Source organism: Micromonospora sp. NPDC023633, assembly GCF_040640035.1.
Classification (GTDB): Bacteria; Actinomycetota; Actinomycetes; order Mycobacteriales; family Micromonosporaceae; genus Micromonospora.
This window is the reverse complement of sequence record NZ_JBFABB010000065.1, coordinates 20,100-38,110: the sequence shown is the minus strand read 5'-3', so window position 1 is coordinate 38,110 and position 18,011 is coordinate 20,100. Positions and strand designations below refer to the sequence as shown.

The 18,011-nt window shown below is 72.9% G+C and carries 11 protein-coding genes; 7 read left to right on the top strand and 4 right to left on the bottom strand.

What is annotated here, in order from left to right:
* From AB0G13_RS20650 to AB0G13_RS20635, 4 genes are all read right to left on the bottom strand, one after another.
* The coding region (locus tag AB0G13_RS20650; protein ID WP_357876458.1) for a M23 family metallopeptidase at window positions 1-656 on the bottom strand (656 nt) is incomplete at its 3' end.
* Window positions 657-701: 45 nt separating this feature from the next.
* Window positions 702-1,697: an alpha/beta hydrolase-fold protein gene (locus AB0G13_RS20645; protein ID WP_357876456.1), complete on the bottom strand. Its 996-nt coding sequence runs from the start codon at window positions 1,695-1,697 to the stop codon at window positions 702-704.
* 77 nt (window positions 1,698-1,774) lie between these two features.
* A complete protein-coding gene (locus AB0G13_RS20640; protein ID WP_357876454.1) occupies window positions 1,775-3,841 on the bottom strand; it encodes an N-acetylmuramoyl-L-alanine amidase in 2,067 nt (688 codons plus the stop codon).
* 20 nt (window positions 3,842-3,861) lie between these two features.
* A complete protein-coding gene (locus tag AB0G13_RS20635; protein WP_357876452.1) occupies window positions 3,862-5,313 on the bottom strand; it encodes a VCBS repeat-containing protein in 1,452 nt (483 codons plus the stop codon).
* Between the two features lie 287 nt (window positions 5,314-5,600).
* On the opposite strand from AB0G13_RS20635, the gene AB0G13_RS20630 reads away from it, so the two are divergent.
* The 7 genes from AB0G13_RS20630 (at window position 5,601) to AB0G13_RS20600 (ending at window position 18,002) form a co-directional block, all read left to right on the top strand.
* Window positions 5,601-8,876: a DUF2961 domain-containing protein gene (locus AB0G13_RS20630; RefSeq protein ID WP_357876450.1), complete on the top strand. Its 3,276-nt coding sequence runs from the start codon at window positions 5,601-5,603 to the stop codon at window positions 8,874-8,876.
* Window positions 8,876-10,999, top strand: coding sequence for a family 43 glycosylhydrolase (locus AB0G13_RS20625; RefSeq protein ID WP_357876448.1), 2,124 nt, complete (start codon window positions 8,876-8,878; stop codon window positions 10,997-10,999). Before AB0G13_RS20630 ends, AB0G13_RS20625 begins: the two co-directional genes overlap by 1 nt.
* Before the next feature lie 118 nt (window positions 11,000-11,117).
* Entirely contained in the window at window positions 11,118-12,680 is a 1,563-nt protein-coding gene (locus AB0G13_RS20620) for a sugar ABC transporter ATP-binding protein (RefSeq protein ID WP_357876446.1), read from the top strand.
* Window positions 12,677-13,759, top strand: coding sequence for an ABC transporter permease (locus AB0G13_RS20615; RefSeq protein WP_357876444.1), 1,083 nt, complete (start codon window positions 12,677-12,679; stop codon window positions 13,757-13,759). Before AB0G13_RS20620 ends, AB0G13_RS20615 begins: the two co-directional genes overlap by 4 nt.
* A gap of 26 nt (window positions 13,760-13,785) precedes the next feature.
* Entirely contained in the window at window positions 13,786-14,784 is a 999-nt protein-coding gene (locus tag AB0G13_RS20610; RefSeq protein WP_357876442.1) for a substrate-binding domain-containing protein, read from the top strand.
* A gap of 60 nt (window positions 14,785-14,844) precedes the next feature.
* On the top strand, window positions 14,845-16,371 hold the full coding sequence (locus AB0G13_RS20605; RefSeq protein WP_357876440.1) for an FGGY family carbohydrate kinase: 1,527 nt from the start codon (window positions 14,845-14,847) through the stop codon (window positions 16,369-16,371).
* Window positions 16,368-18,002, top strand: coding sequence for a fucose isomerase (locus tag AB0G13_RS20600; RefSeq protein WP_357876438.1), 1,635 nt, complete (start codon window positions 16,368-16,370; stop codon window positions 18,000-18,002). The genes AB0G13_RS20605 and AB0G13_RS20600 overlap by 4 nt, the downstream gene beginning before the upstream one ends.
* Window positions 18,003-18,011 lie beyond the last annotated feature (9 nt).

Sequence of the window (18,011 nt, the reverse complement as noted above, 5' to 3'; positions counted from 1 at the left end):
TACACGTCGTTGAGGGAGCCCTGGGTGAACGCGACGATGTCGTCGCGGCCGTCGCCGGTGAAGTCCGTGGGCGAACCCGCCAGATACCGGCCACCCGACGGCGACGGACCGCAGTTGTCGCTGACCAGGTACTTCTCGTGGTACCGACCGGGATACGGCGCCAGCGACGTCCCGTTGATCACGATCGTCTGTCCGACGCCGTTGTAGAGCTGCTCGTAGTGGATGTGCGGCCCCGACGAGTTGCCGGTGCTGCCCGTGGTGCCGATCTGCTGGCCCTGCTGCACGTACGCCCCGTCGGGCACGGAATAGGAGCTGAGGTGGAAGTAGTAGGTGGTCCAACCGCCGCCGTGCTCGATGACGATGTAGTTGCCGGCGCCGCTGGGCTGCGCGTACCGCCGGGCGACGCCGGCGGCGGAGGCGACCTGCGGCGTGCCCGCGGTGGTGCCTCCGTCGGCCCGCACGAAGTCCAGGGCCTGCCGGACCTCGGCGCTGTGGTGGTCGTAGGTCCACCGCTGTCCGCACGGGAACGGGGCCTTGAAGTTCGGCGCGGCGAGCGCGGGGGACGACGTCGCCGCCGCGCCGGTCAGGACGCCCACCGCCAGGGTGAGCAGGGCGGCCAGGACGCGACGCGCCCTGGTCCTCGGATGCCGTGACATGGGGTGACTCCCGTCAGGGAAGACTCGCATGGACTGGACGGGGCATCAGCCGGCGCGGCGCAGGCGTCCGAGCATCCCGTTGAGATCCTGGACGAAGATCTCGTGCCGGAAGTAGTGGCCGCCGGGCAGTTCCCGCCACTCGTGGGGGATGCCGGCCCGGCCCAGGGCCGCCCGGAACTCGCGCTGACCGGCCAGCACCTGGGTCTCGTTGACGTAGTCGAACCAGTTGATCGGGTCGGGTGAGGTGCCGGCGGCCAGGAAGATGCGCTTGTTGCGGTAGCTCTCGATGCGCTGCACCGGGTTGTCGGCGTTGACCCGCGCCTCGTCCCACAGCGGCGCGCCGTAGACGGTGCCGCCGCCGAGGTCCATGGCGGCCGACGTGGTGTTGGCCCAGTGCACGACGAGGCCGAAGTCCCGGCGCAGGCTGGCCGGGCCGGAATGGGAGCTGACCGAGCAGAAGTGGCCGTAGTACTTCGCGGTGTACTTGAGGGCGCCGAAGCCGCCCATGGAGAAGCCGGCGACGGCGCGACCGTTGTACTCGGGGAAGGTGCGGAAGTTCGACTCGATCCACGGCAGCAGCTGCGCCATGTGGAAGGTCTCCCAGTTGCGGGGACCGGTGTTGCTGCTGACCGGGTTCGAGTACCAGCCGGTGGAGGCGTCCGGCATGACGACGATGATCTCCCTGCCGGCGGTCAGGTTGATGATGTTGTCCTGCATGTGGAAGGTCCGGAAGTCGGCCCCTCCGCCGTGCAGCAGGTACAGCACCGGGTAGCGCTTGCCGCTGGTGTGGTAGCTGTCGGGCAGCAGGACGTTGACCGCCGGGTCCCACTCGATGGCGTCCGTGGCGAACCGGTAGTACTGCAGGCGGCCGCCGTTCTCGTTCCGGTCCACGATGCGCAGGCCGTGGCCGTCGTGCGCGGCGGAGGCGGGCAGCGGCGCGGTGAGGGCACCGGCGAACGCGCCGGCGGCGGCGACTCCCGCAGCGCCGGTCAGGAGACGTCGGCGGCTGACGGGCCGGCGGACGGCGGGGGTGTTCTCCATGGATCCTCCATCTGGTCAGACCGCGCCGGGCGTACGAGAACCGCGGCGCGGAGCGTTCTGTCTACGCGGGACGGGGCTCAGAGGGTGGTTTCGCCGTTGAGGCCGAAGTAGTCGTGCCATTTGGTGCTGGGGCTGAAGGTGGTGCCGGTGGAGAGTCCGACGTAGACGTCGTTGGTGGTGTTCTTGGTGAAGACGATGATGTCGTCTCTGCCGTCGCCGTTGGCGTCGGCGAGGTAGGGGAATTCGCCGGCGAGGCAGAAGTAGTCGTGCCATTTGACGGTGGTGCCGGCGAAGGTCGTGCCGGTGGAGGTGGCGGCGTAGACGTCGGCGTTGGTGTTGCAGGTGAAGGTGACGATGTCGTCGCGGCCGTCGCCGTTGATGTCGCCGACGCGGGGTTGTTCGGTGCCGACGGCGAAGAGGTCGTGCCATTTCTGTGGCGCGCCGAAGGTGGTGCCGGTGGAGAGGGCGACGATGACGTCGGCGGCGGTGGCGGGTCCTTGGGTGAAGGTGATGATGTCGTCGCGGTTGTCGCCGTTGACGTCGCCGAGGGCGGGGTGTTCGCCGGTGATGGAGAAGTAGTCGTGCCACTTCACCGCCGTTCCGGCGAATGACGAGCCGGTGGACAGTGCCACGTAGACGTCGGCGGCCGCGTCGTGGGTGAAGGTGATGATGTCGTCGCGGTTGTCGCCGTTGACGTCGCCGACGGCGGCGACTTCGGCGTGGGGGGCGAACCAGTCGTGCCATTTGGTGGAGGTGGTGAAGCCGGTGCCGGTGGAGAGTGAGACGTAGACGTCGGCGAGGGTGCCGTGGGTGAAGGCGACGATGTCGTCGCGGTTGTCGCCGTTGAAGTCGCCGGTGAGCAGGGTTTCGCCGTTGAGGCCGAAGAAGTCGTTCCACTTGACGGAGGTGCCGGCGAATGATGATCCGGTGGAGGTGGAGACGTACACGTCGTTGAGGGAGCCCTGGGTGAACGCGACGATGTCGTCGCGGCCGTCGCCGGTGAAGTCCGTGGGCGAACCCGCCAGATACCGGCCACCGGCACCGGGGCCGGCGTCGACCAGGGAGATGTAGTAGTTCCAGTTCCAGTGGGGGCCGGGATCGGTGTGGTCGTTGCCCGGCATCTCGTGGTGGCCCTTGATCGCGGTGCGGTTCTTCGGCAGGCCGTACTTGTCGCAGAGGTAGCGGGTCAGCGCGGCCGACGAGCGGTACATGGACTCGGTGAACCAGCTCGGGTTGTCGACGTAGCCCTCGTGTTCGATGCCCACCGAGTACGGGTTGGCCGACCGCGCGTGGTAGGCGGTGTCGCCCTCGCGCACCATCTGCGTGACCTCGCCGTTGCTCGACTTCACGACGTAGTGCGCGCTCACCCCCGCCGACGGGTTCTGGAACCAGCTGATCGTGCCGGCGTACGAGCCCTGGGTCACGTGCACCACCACCGTGGTGATCCGCGAGGACCGGCCCGCCGCGTAGTTGCCGCCGTACGCCGCGATCCAGCGGGCCGGCGCGTACTCCGGCACCGCCGCGGCGAGGGCGGCCGGCGCCGCCGCGCCGGCCGGGGCGACGCGGGCGTAGCGGCCGAGTTCCGGCTGTACCCGCCGGGGCGCGACCCGTACGGAGGCCGTGGTGATGCCGGCCCGGAGGAGGTCGTAGACGTGGTCGGCGTACAGGCGCGCCGTCGCGTCGTCGGCGGCGTGCGCGTACCGCGCGACCACCGGGTACCAGGCGGAGAGCCGGTCCCGGTCGGCGGCCGTGAGCCGCTCGGCGTCGGCGATGTCCCGCAGGAGGGCCGCGCCGCCCCTGACGTTGGCCGAGGTCACCGACCTGAGGGCGGCCACCGGTTGCCCAGTCAACTCGGCCGCCCGCTCCAGGGTGCGTTGCCGGGGGTTGCTGACCAGGTGCATCACGCCGTAGCCGTTGGCCTGGCTGGGCCGGCCCTCGTGGCCGTCGAGCCGGGTCTCGCCGTAGCCGACGGCGACCAGCAGGTCCCTGGGTACGTCGAACTCGGCGGCCGCCCGGATGAAGGCCGTGTCCAGCGCGGCGGTGGGCCCGGCCGGCGCGGCGGTGGCCGGCGCGACGGGGCTCAGCAGCGCCGCCGCGAGGACGACGACGGCGCCCCCGCGCCAGGAGAGTCTGCTGGGTCTCATGGTGGTCTCCCGTCCGCGGGTCACAGGGTGGTCTCGCCGTTCAGGCCGAAGTAGTCGTGCCACCTGGCGCTGGCGCCGAAGACGGTGCCGGTGGAGAGTCCGACGTAGACGTCGTTGGTGGCGCCCTTGGTGAAGACGACGAGGTCGTCCATGCCGTCGCCGTTGACGTCGGCGAGGTAGGGGAACTCGCCGGCGAGGCAGAAGAAGTCGTGCCACTTGACGGTGGTGCCGGCGAACGACGTGCCGGTGGAGGTGGCGGCGTAGACGTCGGCGTTGGTGTTGCAGGTGAAGGTGACGATGTCGTCGCGGCCGTCGCCGTTGATGTCGCCGACGCGCGGCAGCTCGGCGCCGACGGCGAACAGGTCGTGCCACTTCTGCGGCGCGCCGAAGGACGACCCGGTCGACCGGGCGACGATGACGTCGGCGGCGGTGGCGGGTCCCTGGGTGAAGGTGATGATGTCGTCGCGGCCGTCGCCGTCGACGTCGCCCAGCGCCGGGTACTCGCCGGCGATCGAGAAGTACTCGTGCCACTTCACCGCCGTCCCGGCGAACGACGACCCCGTGGACAGCGCCACGTAGACGTCGCCGGCCGCGTCGTGGGTGAAGGCGACGATGTCGTCGCGGCCGTCGCCGTTGACGTCGCCGACCGCACCGATCTCCGCGCCGGGGGCGAACCAGTCGTGCCACTTCTGGCCGCCGCCGAAGCTGGTCCCGTTCGACAGCGCCACGTAGACATCGCCGGTGTTGCTGTGCGCGAAGGTGACGACGTCGTCGCGGCCGTCGCCGTCGACGTCACCGGTCGAGGCCGTCTCGCCGCCAATGGAAAAGAAGTCGTTCCACTTCACCGAGGTCCCGGCGAAGCCCGCGCCCGTGGAGGTGCCGACGTAGACGTCGGCGAGGGCGTTCTGGGTGAAGCTGACGATGTCGTCGCGCCCGTCCCCGCTGACGTCGGTGGCGGACCCACCGGCGATGGCGTGGGTGCGCGCCGCCTCGTCGAGCAGGGTCCGCGCCTTGGCCGCCACCTGGTCGTAGCGGTCGGGGAAGCCGGAGCGCTGCACGCACTGGGCGACCTGACCGGCGGTGTAGCGGGGGTTGTTCCGGTCGCAGACGATCGCGCGGGTGATGTACTGCGTGCTGGCGTAGACCGGGTCCATGATCTGCTCCGGCGTCCCCCAGCCGTAGTCCCACCGCTGTTGGAACACCCCGAGCGAGGACTTGTCGCCGCACGGCAGGTTGTTCATGTGCGACTCGACCCAGCCGGCCTCGAACGCGGAGAGCATGACCTTGTCGTTGACGTCGTGGGCGCGGGCGACCCGGTAGACGATCACGCTGATCGCGGGGTCGTGGTTGGCGGGGATGGAGGAACAGGCCAGCGTGCCGACAGGAGCGTCGGCCTGGGCCGGCGCGGTCGCCACGACCGGCGCCAGCGCGGTGCAGAGGCCGACCAGCAGGGCGAGGGGAGTACGTCTCACGATGCTCCTCTGAGGGGTGTCAGCGGGGGGCGGCGAGCGGTTCCGCCACGGAGGCGCGCTCCCGCCCGGGAGCCTGACGGATGCGCCGCCGCGTCGACACCTCCCCGTCGATGGGAAATCGATTGCCGAGGAGTATCGCCAGGACCAAGACGGCTGTCAATGCGTCCTGGAATCTTCCTTCGGCAACTGAGCGGCGGCGGTAAAGTATTGACATCTCGCGATGTCCGCAGTTGACTGCCGAGCAATCGATTTCCCGCCGCTCCGACGGTCATCCTGGAGGGACGTCCATGAAGCCCCACGTACGCCGCTGGCTGGCTCTGGCCGCGGCGCTGGCGAGCATGATCCCCCCGACGGCGGCGCACGCCGCCGAGCCCGCTCCGGCCCCGCGCGGTGCCGGGGCGCTCGCCGTGGCCGACGACAAGGGCCCGGTCGGCTGGGACGTCTACCGCCGGCTCGACCGGCTGCCCGAGCTGGCCGCCGGCAGCCGCACCCGGCAGTTCTCCAGCTTCGCCCGGGACGGCTCCAACGACGACGGCTTCGTCGGCACCTACTCCTGCCTGCGGCAGGCCGGCGGCTGCGTCATCGCCGAGGACCGCGGACCCGGCGAGGTGCAGTCGATCTGGTTCACCCGCGACGACGGCAACGTCAGCGCCACCGGCTGGATCCGCATCGAGCTCGACGGCGTCACGGTGGTCGACACCGGCCTCCAGCGCCTCGTCGACGGCGGCCTCGGCCACCCGTTCGTCTGGCCGCTGGTCACCAATGCCGACCAGACCTCCGGCGGGGTCACCGTCAAGGTCCCCATGCCGTACCGCGAGTCCATGCGGATCACCACCCAGTTCAATCCGCTCTTCCACCACGTCACCTACCGCACGTTCGCCGACGCGGCCGGGGTGCCCACGTTCGACCCCACCGACCCCGCCACCGACGTGGTCGACAAGCTGCGCGCCGCCGGCCAGCGCGACCCGAAACCCACCCAGCCCGGCGCGACCACCACGACCGCCCGGGTCGACGTCCCGGCGGGCGGACGGTCGACGCTCGCCACGCTCACCGGCCCCGGCGCGGTCACGGCGCTGCGGCTGCGGCTGCCCGACGCCGCCGCCACCGCGTCGACGCTGTCCGGCCTGCGGCTGCGGATCGCCTTCGACGGGCGGAGCACGGTCGACAGCCCGGTGGGCGAGTTCTTCGGCGCCGGCCTGGGCGAGCGCTCCGTGCGCTCCCTGATGTTCGCCATGGACTCCGCGCCCGGCGGCTGGTACAGCGCCTGGTGGCCGATGCCGTTCCGCGCCACCGCCACCGTGTCGGTCGCCAACACCACCGGCGCCCCCGTCAACGGCGTCCAGGCGGAGGTGACCACCGCGCCGGGCGCCTCCTGGGCCGGCGCCCTCGCCGCCGACGGCCCCGCCGGCTACTTCACCACCCAGTCCCGTCGGGCGGAAACGGTGGGAGGCAACGACTGGATCGTCGTCGACCAGCCGGGCCGGGGACGGTTCGTCGGCGTGTCCCAGACCGCCCGCGGCCACATCACGGGCGGGAACACCCGCAACTATCTGGAGGGCGACGAGCGCGTCCACGTCGACGGCTCGCCCACGCCGCAGATCTACGGCACCGGCACCGAGGACTTCTACGAGTCCGGGTGGTACTTCAACCGCGGCGAGTACAGCGGCGCCTTCACCGGCAACACCGCCCACCTGTTCCGCTCCGGTGGCTGCGCCGACGAGTGCGACGCCATGTACCGGCTGATGATCGGCGACGCGGTGCCCTACGCGACGGCGTTGCGCTTCGGCATCGAGCACGGCCCCGCCAACGACATGCCGGCCGAGTACGCCTCGACCGCCTTCCTCTACACCCAGCCGACCGTCGCGCTGCGCCGCACCGACACAGTGGTCACCGGCGACGCGGCCAGCCGCGTCGGGCACGCGTACGCCGACTCCGGGACCCAGTACCCGCTCACCACCGCGTACGAGGGCGACGACGACAACGTCACCGTTACCGGCCAGGTGCGTGCCGCCGGAGGCGCCGTCAGCTTCCGGCTCGCCGTCGACCCCGCCAACCAGGGCGTACGGCTGCGCCGGCACGGCGACCAGGTTGGCGGCCACCAGCAGGTCGCCGTGTCGGTCGACGGCAGGCCGGCCGGGGTGTGGTCGCAACCGCTGGGCAACGACCGGCAGCGCTGGCTGGCAGACGAGTTCGTCCTCCCGGCCGCGCTGACCGCGGGGCGGTCGGCGGTCACGGTCACCCTGACCCCGGCGGCCGGCGCCCCGGCGTGGACGGCGGCCCGCTACGAGGCCGACAGCATGGTCGCCCCGTTCCTCGACGTCACCGCGCCGGGCGCGGTCACCGGGCTCGGCCTGGCCGGCGGGCGGGTGCACGCCCTCGGCCTGTCCTGGTCGGCGTCGCCGGACGACGTGGGCGTCGCGAGCTACCGGGTCTACGCCTCGCGCAACCCCGGCGTCGCGATCACCCCGGCCAACCTGGTCGGCACCACCCGGACGACCACCTTCCGGCACGGCCCGCTGCCGGCCGGACAGACCCGCCACTACCGGGTCGTCGCGGTCGACGGCGCCGGCAACAGCTCCGCGCCCTCGGCCGAGGTGTCGGCCACCACCCGCACCCGCAACACCAGCGACGCCAACGGCGACCGCCGCGACGACGCCGTCGCGTTCACCCGGGGCGCCACCGCCGACGTGACCACGTCCCTGTCGGACGGCACCAGGTTCGTGCCGGACGGCCGGACCTGGAACGACTTCTTCGCCGTCGGCCAGGAGATCCCGCTCACCGGCGACGTCGACGGCGACGGGCGGGCCGACATCGTCACCTTCACCCGCGGCGACAGCGCCGACGTCTACGTGGGGCTCTCCACCGGTACGACCTACGCCGCCGGGACCAAGTGGCACGACTTCTTCGCCACCGGCACGGAGCTCCCCGCGGTCGGCGACGTGAACGGCGACGGGCGCGCGGACATCATCACCTTCACCCGGGGCGCGGCCGGGGACGTGTACGTGGCGCTGTCGACCGGCAGCGGCTTCGGTCCCGGCGTCAAGTGGCACGACCACTTCGCGCTCGGCGACGAGTTGCCGGCGGTGGGCGACGTCGACGGCGACGGGCGCGACGACGTCGTGACCTTCACCCGGGGCGCCACCGCCGACGCGTTCGTCTCCCTCTCCGACGGGACCCGGTTCGTCGAGGACGGCTGGAGGTGGCACGACTCGGTCGCGCCCGGCGACCAGCTGCCGGCGCTGGGCGACGTCGACGGCGACGGGCGCGACGACGTCGTGACGTTCGCCCGGGGCACCACCGGCGACGTGTTCGTGGCGCTCTCCGACGGCACGCGGTTCGTCCCGCAGGCCGCCAGGTGGCACGACTGGTTCGCGGTGGGCGACGAGCTGCCCGGCGTGGGCGACTTCAACGGCGACGGAAGGGCGGACCTGGTGACGTACACCCGGGGCACCAGAGCGGACGTGTACGTGGCGCTGTCGACCGGCGGCGGCTTCGGCGCCGGTGTCCGGTGGCACGACCAGTTCGCCCCCGGCACCGACCTGCCCCGCCCGAGCGTGTCGTGATGCGCGCGCCCCGGATGCTCGCGGTGCTCCTGCTCGGCGCCGCGCTGGTGGGCGTCCCGGCCGCGCCGGCCGCCGCCGAGGAGGTCGTACGGGCGGAGGCGGAGTCGCTGACGGTGGCCTCGTCCACCGCCCCGGTCGAGGCGCAGTCCAACTGCTGCGGGGTCGCCTGGTCGGCCGGCCGCCAGCTGTGGCTGCGTGCCGCCCGGGCGGGGGACTCGGTCACCGTGTCGCTGCCGCCGGTGCCGGCCGGGCAGTACGACATCGGCGGCGTGCTCACCCGCGCCGCCGACTACGGCACCCTGCGCTTCGCCGTCGACGGCGTGGCCGTCGGTCAGCTCTTCGACGGCTACGCCCCCACGGTGCGCCGCGTCGAGGCGGTGCCGCTGGGATCGGCCTCGCTCACCGCCGGCAGCCATCGGCTGACGGTGACGGTGACCGGCCGGTCCGCGTCCTCGACCGGCTTCTTCGCCGGCCTGGACACGATCACCCTGCGCCGCGTCGGCCCGCTGGCGGCGGTCACCACCACGCCGTACGAGACGGTGGCCGAGACGCCGGCGCGCGGACCGCTGACCCGGGTCTACGACCCGGGCGCGGGGGAGCCGGTGGCCTGGTACTACAACGACCACACGATCGTGCGCGACCAGCGGACCGGGCTGTGGCACGCCTTCGCCATCGCCCACGCGGAGCCGGGCGCGCCGCAGGACGAGAAGAGCTTCGGGCACGCCACGGCGCCCACGCCCACCGGGCCGTGGACGAAGCGGCCACCGGCGTTGACGGCCGACCCGGCGGCGGGCGAACAGTGGATCTGGGCGCCGCACGTCGTCTACGACGGCGGCGTCTACCACATGTTCTACGCGGCCGGGAGCGGCGACTACGCGAACTACCGGATGCACCTGGCCACCTCGACCGACCTGTTCACCTGGACCCGCAGCCCGGCCAACCCGCTGTTCACCGACGGCTGGGAGGGGCGCGACCCGATGGTGACCCGGGTCGGCGACCGGTGGGTCATGTACTACACGGCGACCTCCCACCCGCAGGGCGGCAACCACGTTGTCGCCTACCGCACCAGCACCGACCTGCGGACCTGGAGCGGCCGGGGCGTCGCGTACGCGTCGCCGCACACGGGGCGGGCGGCCGGGCAGACGGAGTCGCCGTTCGTGGTGCGCCGGGGGGGCTGGTGGTACCTCTTCGTCTGCTGCGACGGCACCGACTACGGCGCGGCGTACCGGCGCACCGCGGTCTACCGCAGCCGGGACCCGCTGCGCTTCGAGGGGGCGGAGAAGGTGACCGTGCTCGACGCGCACGCCGCGGAGGTCGTGGTGGACGGCGAGAACTGGTACCTGAGCCACGCCGGCTGGGGCCAGGGCGGGCTGTGGCTGGCCCCGCTGACCTGGTCCACCGGGGTCGTCGCCCGTGGCTACCAGGTGAGCACCGGCTACCTGCGCGCCGACGTGCGCACCTGGCCGCACACCCGGATCGCGTCCCTGGCGGTCGACCCGGCCGGCGCGGGGGCGTACCGGCCGGCGTTGGACTCGTCGCACCGGGGGACCGGCCCCTACCTGGCGGTCGGCCGCTTCGACGTCACGGACCGGGCGGGCCCGCCGGCCCGGGTGGACGTCTCCGCCGACGGTTCCCGGATCAACCTGGTCGGCATCCGGCTGGGCGACGAGCCGGTCACCGCCGACTGGCTGCTGACGGTGGCGCCCCGCTGGACCGGGCCGGCGCTGCAGAGCGACGTCACCTGGTCGGTCACCGGCCCGACGACCGCGCCGGTGTGGGAGGTGGCGTTCAACGTCGACGGCGCCCTGCCGGCGGTCGGCGATCCCGCCGTGGCGGCCCGGCCGACCGGGGACGTGCCGGGGATGCCGCCGTGGTCGATGACCTTCGATACTGAGCTGTCCCTCGTGGCCGCGCACCGCTGGGCCTCGGCGTGGCGCGGCGACAACACCTGGTACGACGCCGGCCACGCGATGGCGGCCTGGCAGCCGCTCTGGCGCAACGGGGGCACCGCGTGGCCGCCGGGGTCGTACCCGGGCGGCACGTGGCGCTTGGCGGCCAGCGGGGTGGGGCGGGACACCGCGTTCGCCGAGACCGTCCACGCGGCGGTCAACGCCGTGCCGTGACCGGCCCGCCCCCGGTGCGGGTCGGGGGTGGCCCGGCCCGCACCGGCGGTCTTGACAACACTTCGACGCTCCTCTATGTTTCGCCAGAAATCGATTTCCGATTTCCCCGGAGGCCCGCGTGAGCGATCAGGTGGTCGTCGCCATGTCCGGCATCACCAAGCGCTTCGGCGGCGTGCACGCCCTGCGCGGCGTCGACCTCACCCTGCGCGCCGGCGAGGTCCACGCCCTGCTGGGAGAGAACGGGGCCGGAAAGTCGACCCTGATCAACATCCTGTCCGGCGTCGTCACCGACCACGACGGGGAGATCTCGATCGGCGGCCGGCCCGTACGCCTCGCCGACCCGGCCGCCGCCCAGGCCGCCGGCATCGCCACGATCCACCAGGAACTCGACCTGGTGCCGGCGCTGTCCGTGGCCGAGAACCTCGTGCTCGGCCGGGAACCGCGCACCCGGCTGCGTACGCTCGACCGGCGGGCGATGACCCGCGCCGCCCGCGACTGGCTGGGCCCGCTCGGTGCCGACCTCGATCCGCGCCGGCCTGTCGGCTCGCTGCGCGTCGGCGAGCAGCAACTCGTCGAGATCGCCAAGGCGCTCTCCCTCGACGCCCGCGTCCTCATCATGGACGAACCGACCGCCGCGCTCGCCGACGCCGAGGTGCGGCGGCTGATGGCCACCATCCGCGCGCTGCGCGGGCGCGGCGTGGCCGTCGTCTACATCTCCCACCGACTCGAGGAGATCGAGCACATCGCCGACCGGGCCACCGTCCTGCGCAACGGCGAGGTGGCCGGCACGCTGCGCCCGGACCGCGCCGACCGGCAGCGCGTCATCACGCTGATGGTCGGCCGACCGGCGGAGGCGCTGTTCAGCGCGGGATCCGGCGGTGCCGGCACGGCGAGCCCCGCCGGGCCCGCGGTGCTGGAGGTCGACGACCTCGCCGTCCGGCCCCGCGGCACCCGTCCCGGGCGCTGCGAACCCGCCGGCGTCAGCCTGACCGTCCGCGCCGGGGAGATCGTCGGACTGGCCGGCCTGATGGGGGCGGGCCGCACCGAGCTGCTGGAGACCCTGTACGGCGCCGGCCCGCCCGGTCGCCGCACCGGTCTGGTCCGGCTGGACGGCCGCCCGTACGCCCCGCGCGGCCCCCGCCGCGCGCTGCGCGCCGGCGTCGGCTTCGTCCCCGAGGACCGCCGCCGCTCCGCCCTGGTCCTCGAGCACCCCGTCGGCCGGAGCATCGTGCTGGCCGCCCTGCGCCGGCTCAGCACCGCCGGAATCGTCCGCGGTGCACGCGAGCGGGACGCGGTGCGCCAGCAGGTCGCCGCTCTGGCGATCAGGACGCCGTCGGCCACCGCGCCGGTCGGCTCCCTCTCCGGCGGCAACCAGCAGAAGGTCGTCTTCGCCCGGCACCTGCTCACCCGCCCCCGCCTGCTGCTGCTCGACGAGCCGACCCGCGGCGTCGACGTCGGCGCCAAGGCGGAGATCTACCGGCTGCTGCGCCGGCTCGCCGACGAGGGGATGGGCATCCTGCTCGCCTCGTCGGAGCTGCCCGAGCTGACCGGCGTCTGCGACCGGATCGTGGTCCTGCGGCGCGGACGGGCCGTCGCGGAACTCCCGGCCGACGGGTGCACCGGCGAGGACATCCTGACCGCGGCCATGGGCGGCGCGACCGCCGGAAGGGACGACCGATGACCCACCTGCGCGCACCGGACAAGGGGCCCGGCACGCCGCTCGCGCCGGCCGGCGGCGGCACGGCGGCCGGCGCCGGGCGGTGGCGCCGACCCGGCGGCCGGGGCGACCTCGTCGAGCGGCTCTTCGCCGTGCAGAGCCTCTTCGCGCTGCTGCTGGTGTTCGTGCTGGCCATCGCCGTCTCACCCCGCCGCGACGGCGAGATCCTGTTCCTGTCCCCGGAGAACCTCGGCAACATCGTCCGCGCGGTGTCCGAGATCGGGATCATCGCGGTCGGCATGACGTTCGTCGTCCTGCTCGGCGGCATCGACCTCTCCGTCGGCGCCATCCTCGGCCTCTCCGCCGTCGGCACCGCGACCCTGATGGTCGACTCCGGCCTCGGCATCCTGCCGGCCGTCACCGTCGTCCTGCTCATCGGCGCCCTCTTCGGCGCGCTGCAGGGCTACGCGACGGCCCGCCTCGGCATCCAGTCGTTCATCGTCACCCTCGCGGGACTCCAGGTCGCGCGCGGCCTCGCCCGGATCTGGTCGGGCGGGCTCGGCGTCCCGATCGCCTACGGCGACGGCCCGCAGGAGGCGCCCCCGGCGTTCGAGATCCTCAACGGCACCGTCAACGGGGTGGTGCCCGTCCCGGCGGTGCTGTTCATCGGCATCGGCGTGGCCGCGATCGTCGTGCTGCGCAAGACCGCGTTCGCCCGCCACGTCTACGCCATCGGCGGGAACGAGAAGGCCGCCCGCCTCTCGGGCGTGCCCGTGCTGCGGGTCAAGGTCGCGGTCTTCGCCGTCGCGGGCCTGCTCGCCGCGGTGGCCGGCATCATCCACGCGGGACAGCTCAACCAGGGCAGCCCCAACGACGGCGCCGGCTACGAACTGGACGCCATCGCCGCTGTGGTCATCGGCGGCACCAGCCTGGCCGGGGGCACCGGCTCGATGGGCGGCACGCTCGCCGGCGCGCTGCTGCTCGGCATCCTCAACAACATCCTCGCGCTCAACAACATCGACGCCAACGTGCAGCTACTGATCAAGGGACTGGTGATCGTGGCCGCCGCCGGGCTGCAGAAGCTACGCCGCAGCACCGTCTGAACCGCCACCGAACAAGGAGCGTCATCATGCGCACCCGTACCGTCCTTCTCGCGCTGCTGTGCACCGGCGCGTTCGTCGCCTCCACCGCGTGCAGCGTGCAGAAGCCGTCCGACGGCGACGCCGCCGCCGCGAAGTGCGGCGCCGGCAAGGACTTCCTGATCGGCATGTCGCAGGCCAACAACGCCGAGCCCTACCGGCAGGTCATGAACAACGACGTGCAGGCGGCGGCGAGGTCCGTCCCCGGGTTCACCGTGGTGGTCTCCGACGCGGCGCAGGACAACAGCAAGCAGGTCGCCGACGTGGAGAACTTCCTCACCCAGAAGATCGACCTGCTGATCATCTCGCCGAACGAGGCCAAGCCGCTGACCGCGGTGGTGCGCAAGGCGTACGACCGGGGCGTCCCAGTCGTCGTGCTCGACCGCAAGGTGGAGGGCGAGGCGTACACGGCCTTCATCGGCGGGGACAACGTCGCGATCGGCAGGGCCGCCGGCGAGTTCTACGCCAGGACGCTGCTGCCCGACGGCGGCAAGGTCATCGAGATCGCCGGACTGCCCGGCTCCACGCCGGCCGCCGAACGCGCCAAGGGCTTCCGGGAGGGCATCGCCGCCAACCCGAAGATCGACGTCGTTGCCTCCCAGCCCGGGGACTGGCTGCGGGAGAAGGGCCAGGCGGTGGCCGACGCGCTGCTCAAGGCGCACCCGGACGCGGCGGCCGTCTACGCCCACAACGACCCGATGGCCGAGGGCGCGTACCTGGCCGCGAAGGCCGCCGGGCTGCACACGAGGGTGAAGTTCACCGGCATCGACGCGCTGCCGGTGCCGTCGGGCGGCATCAAAGCCGTCGAGCAGGGCCGGCTCGCCGCCACCTTCCAGTACGCCACGGGCGGCCGGGAGGCCGTCGACCTGGCCCGCAGGATCCTCGTCGACTGCGACAGGGACGTCCCGCGCACCACCACGCTCGACACGATGCGGATCACCAGGGAGAACGCCGCCGAGACGTACGCGAAGCTCGGTGGCGTCGCCTGACCGCCGCCCGGCGCGGCCCGACGGCCGCGACCCGGACCCGCAGATCGGGGGAGACCTGGCATGACGGTGGCCGCGGTGTTCGGGGTCGACATCGGCACGTCCAGCAGCAAGGGCGTCCTCGTCGACCTGACCGGGCGCGTGCTGCGCTCCCGCGTGCGGGAGCACCGGGTGGACCGGCCGCGACCCGGCTGGGTGGAGATGGACGGCCAACTCTGGTGGGACGAGTTCGTCGCCCTCGCCCGTGACCTGCTCGCGCCCGGAGACGCCCACGTGGTGTCGGTCGGGGTCAGCGGGATGGGACCGTGCGTGCTGCTCACCGACGCCGCCGGCACGCCCCTGCGCCCGGCCATCCTCTACGGCGTGGACACCCGCTCCACGCCGCAGATCGCCCGGCTCACCGAACGCTTCGGCGCGGAGGAGATCCTGCGCCGGTGCGGCTCGACGCTGTCGACCCAGGCGGCGGGGGCGAAGGTCGCCTGGGTCGCCGACGCCGAGCCGGAGCTGTTCTCCCGGGCCCGGCGGCTGTTCATGCCGAGCTCCTGGCTGGTCTTCAAGCTGACCGGCCGCTACCTGCTCGACCAGCACTCGGCCAGCCAGTGCACCCCGCTGTACGACACCCGGGCCCAGACCTGGTTCCGGCCCTGGGCCGATGAGATCGCCCCGGAGCTGGAGCTGCCCGAGCTGCGCTGGCCCGGCGACGTGGCCGGCGGGGTCACCGCCGGGGCCGCCGCGGCGACCGGGCTGCCGCCCGGCACCCCGGTCGTGACCGGGACGATCGACGCCTGGTCGGAGGCGGTCAGCGTGGGCGCCCAGAACGTCGGCGACCTGATGCTCATGTACGGCACGACGATGTTCCTGGTGCACACGGTCCCGCACCGGCTGACCAGCCCGTCGCTCTGGGGCACGGTCGGGGCGCTGCCGGGCACCCGCAACCTGGCCGGCGGCATGGCGACCTCCGGGGCGATCACCGGATGGCTGCGGGAGCTGTTCGACGCCGCCGACCACCCCGAACTCCTCCGCCTGGCCGAGCGGTCCGGGCCGGGCGCGCGGGGACTGCTCATGCTGCCGTTCTTCGCCGGCGAGCGGACTCCCATCCTCGATCCCGACGCCCGTGGCGTCATCGCCGGCCTGACGCTCTCCCACGGGCGCGGCGACATCTACCGGGCCGCGCTGGAGGCGACCGGGCTGGGGGTGCGCCACAACATCGAGACGATCGAGGCGGCCGGTGGCGACATCCGACGCGTCGTGGCGGTGGGCGGCGGCACCCGGGGCAGCCTCTGGACGCAGATCGTCTCGGACGTCACCGGCCGGGCCCAGCACATCCCGTCGGTCACCATCGGCGCCAGCTACGGCGCCGCGTTCCTCGCCGCCGGCGCGGTGCAGCGGGTCGACATCCACCGGTGGAACCCGATCCGGGAGGTCCGCGAGCCGCGCCCGGCGCTCGCCGCCGACTACGCGGAGCTGTACGGGCTGTACCGGCAGCTGTACGACGGCTCGAAATCCGTCGCCCACGCGTTGGCCGCCCGACAGACGCGCCTCGCGACCCCGCCAGGTATCGACGAGCCAGTGGAGGAAGCCAACCCGTGAGCAACTACACCATGCCGGTGCTGGTCGACCCGCCGGCCGTCGCCCCGCGGACGGTCTACACGGTCGCCAGCGGCGACCTGCGGCCGAGCGCGAACGTCACCGGTTGGCCGACCCAGCGACGCCTGGAGACGGACCTCGCCGCCGCGGTCACCGCCCTGGGCTGGCACACCCAGCGGGCCCACCCGGTGGACGCCGCCGCGGGCCACGGCTTCATCGACAGCCAGCGCGCCGGCATCGAGGTCTTCCAGCGGATCCCGGTCGACGCCCCGCTCGTCGTCGTGGAGGCGGTGTGGCAGTACAGCCACCACGTGCTGGCCGGGCTGCGCGCCCACCGTGGGCCGATCCTGCTCGTGGCGAACTGGAGCGGGCAGTTCCCCGGCCTGGTCGGCCTGCTGAACCTCGCCGGCAGCCTCACCAAGGCGGGCGTGCGCTACTCGGCGCTGTGGAGCGAGGACTTCACCGACGAGTGGGCCCGCGACGGGCTGAAGGCCTGGCTGGAGACCGGCGAGGTGGTCCACGACGAGAGCCACGTGCGCGACCTGCCGCCGTTGCCGGCCGACGCCGAGGTCGAGCTCGGCGTGGCGCTGGCCCGCCAGCTGCGGCGCCGACCGGCCGTCATCGGCGTCTTCGACGAGGGCTGCATGGGCATGTACAACGCCATCATCGACGACGAGCTGCTCAACCCGCTCGGCGTCTTCAAGGAGCGGCTGTCGCAGAGCGCGCTGGTCGCGGAGATGTCGCGGGTGCCCGACGAGGAGGCGCACGCGGTGCGGGCGTGGCTCGACGTCGCCGGAATGACCTTCCACACCGGCACGGACGAGGCCACCGAACTGACCGACGCCCAGCTGCTCAGCCAGTTCAAGATGTACGTCGCCGCGCTGCGCATCGCCGACGACTTCGGCCTGGACGCGGTCGGCATCCAGTACCAGCAGGGGCTCAAGGACACGGTGCCGGCGAGCGACCTGGCCGAGGGGCTGCTGAACAACGTGCGACGACCGCCGGTCGCCAGCCGGGACGGCTCGCGCGAGCTCTATCCGGGACGGGCCCTGCCGCACTTCAACGAGGTCGACGAGGGCGTCGCGGTGGACTCGCTGGTCACCAACCGGATCTGGACCGCGATGGGGATGGACCCGGCCACGACGCTGCACGACATCCGCTGGGGGGAACGGTACGGGCCGGACTTCGTCTGGGTGTTCGAGATCTCCGGCTCGGTCCCCGCGTCCCACAACGGCGGCTACGACCGGTCGTACAGCATGCGGCAGCCGCCGATGTACTTCCCGCTGGGCGGGGGCACCCTCAGCGGGGTCTCCCGGCCGGGCGAGATCGTCTGGTCGCGGATCTTCGTCATGGACGGGGTGCTGCACGTCGACCTGGGCCGGGGCACCGTGGTGGAGCTGCCGGCCGCCGAGACGCAGCGCCGGCTGCGGGCCACCACCCCGCAGTGGCCGATCATGCACGCCGTGCTGCACGGCGTGGGCCGGGACCAGTTGATGGCCCGGCACAAGGCCAACCACGTCAACGTGGTCTACGCCGACGACGCCGACGCCGCCGACCGTGCCCTGCGGGTCAAGGCCGCGATGCTCGACGCGCTCGGGGTGCGGGTGCACCTGTGCGGCGCCGTGGCACTGTGATCCCGGGCA

Excerpts from the sequence above, each read along its gene's own strand:
- AB0G13_RS20645 (WP_357876456.1), bottom strand. The coding sequence starts at position 1,697 with ATGGAGAACACCCCCGCCGTCCGCCGGCCCGTCAGCCGCCGACGTCTC.
- AB0G13_RS20640 (WP_357876454.1), bottom strand. The coding sequence starts at position 3,841 with ATGAGACCCAGCAGACTCTCCTGGCGCGGGGGCGCCGTCGTCGTCCTC.
- AB0G13_RS20630 (WP_357876450.1), top strand. The coding sequence starts at position 5,601 with ATGAAGCCCCACGTACGCCGCTGGCTGGCTCTGGCCGCGGCGCTGGCG.
- AB0G13_RS20625 (WP_357876448.1), top strand. The coding sequence starts at position 8,876 with ATGCGCGCGCCCCGGATGCTCGCGGTGCTCCTGCTCGGCGCCGCGCTG.
- AB0G13_RS20615 (WP_357876444.1), top strand. The coding sequence starts at position 12,677 with ATGACCCACCTGCGCGCACCGGACAAGGGGCCCGGCACGCCGCTCGCG.
- AB0G13_RS20610 (WP_357876442.1), top strand. The coding sequence starts at position 13,786 with ATGCGCACCCGTACCGTCCTTCTCGCGCTGCTGTGCACCGGCGCGTTC.
- AB0G13_RS20605 (WP_357876440.1), top strand. The coding sequence starts at position 14,845 with ATGACGGTGGCCGCGGTGTTCGGGGTCGACATCGGCACGTCCAGCAGC.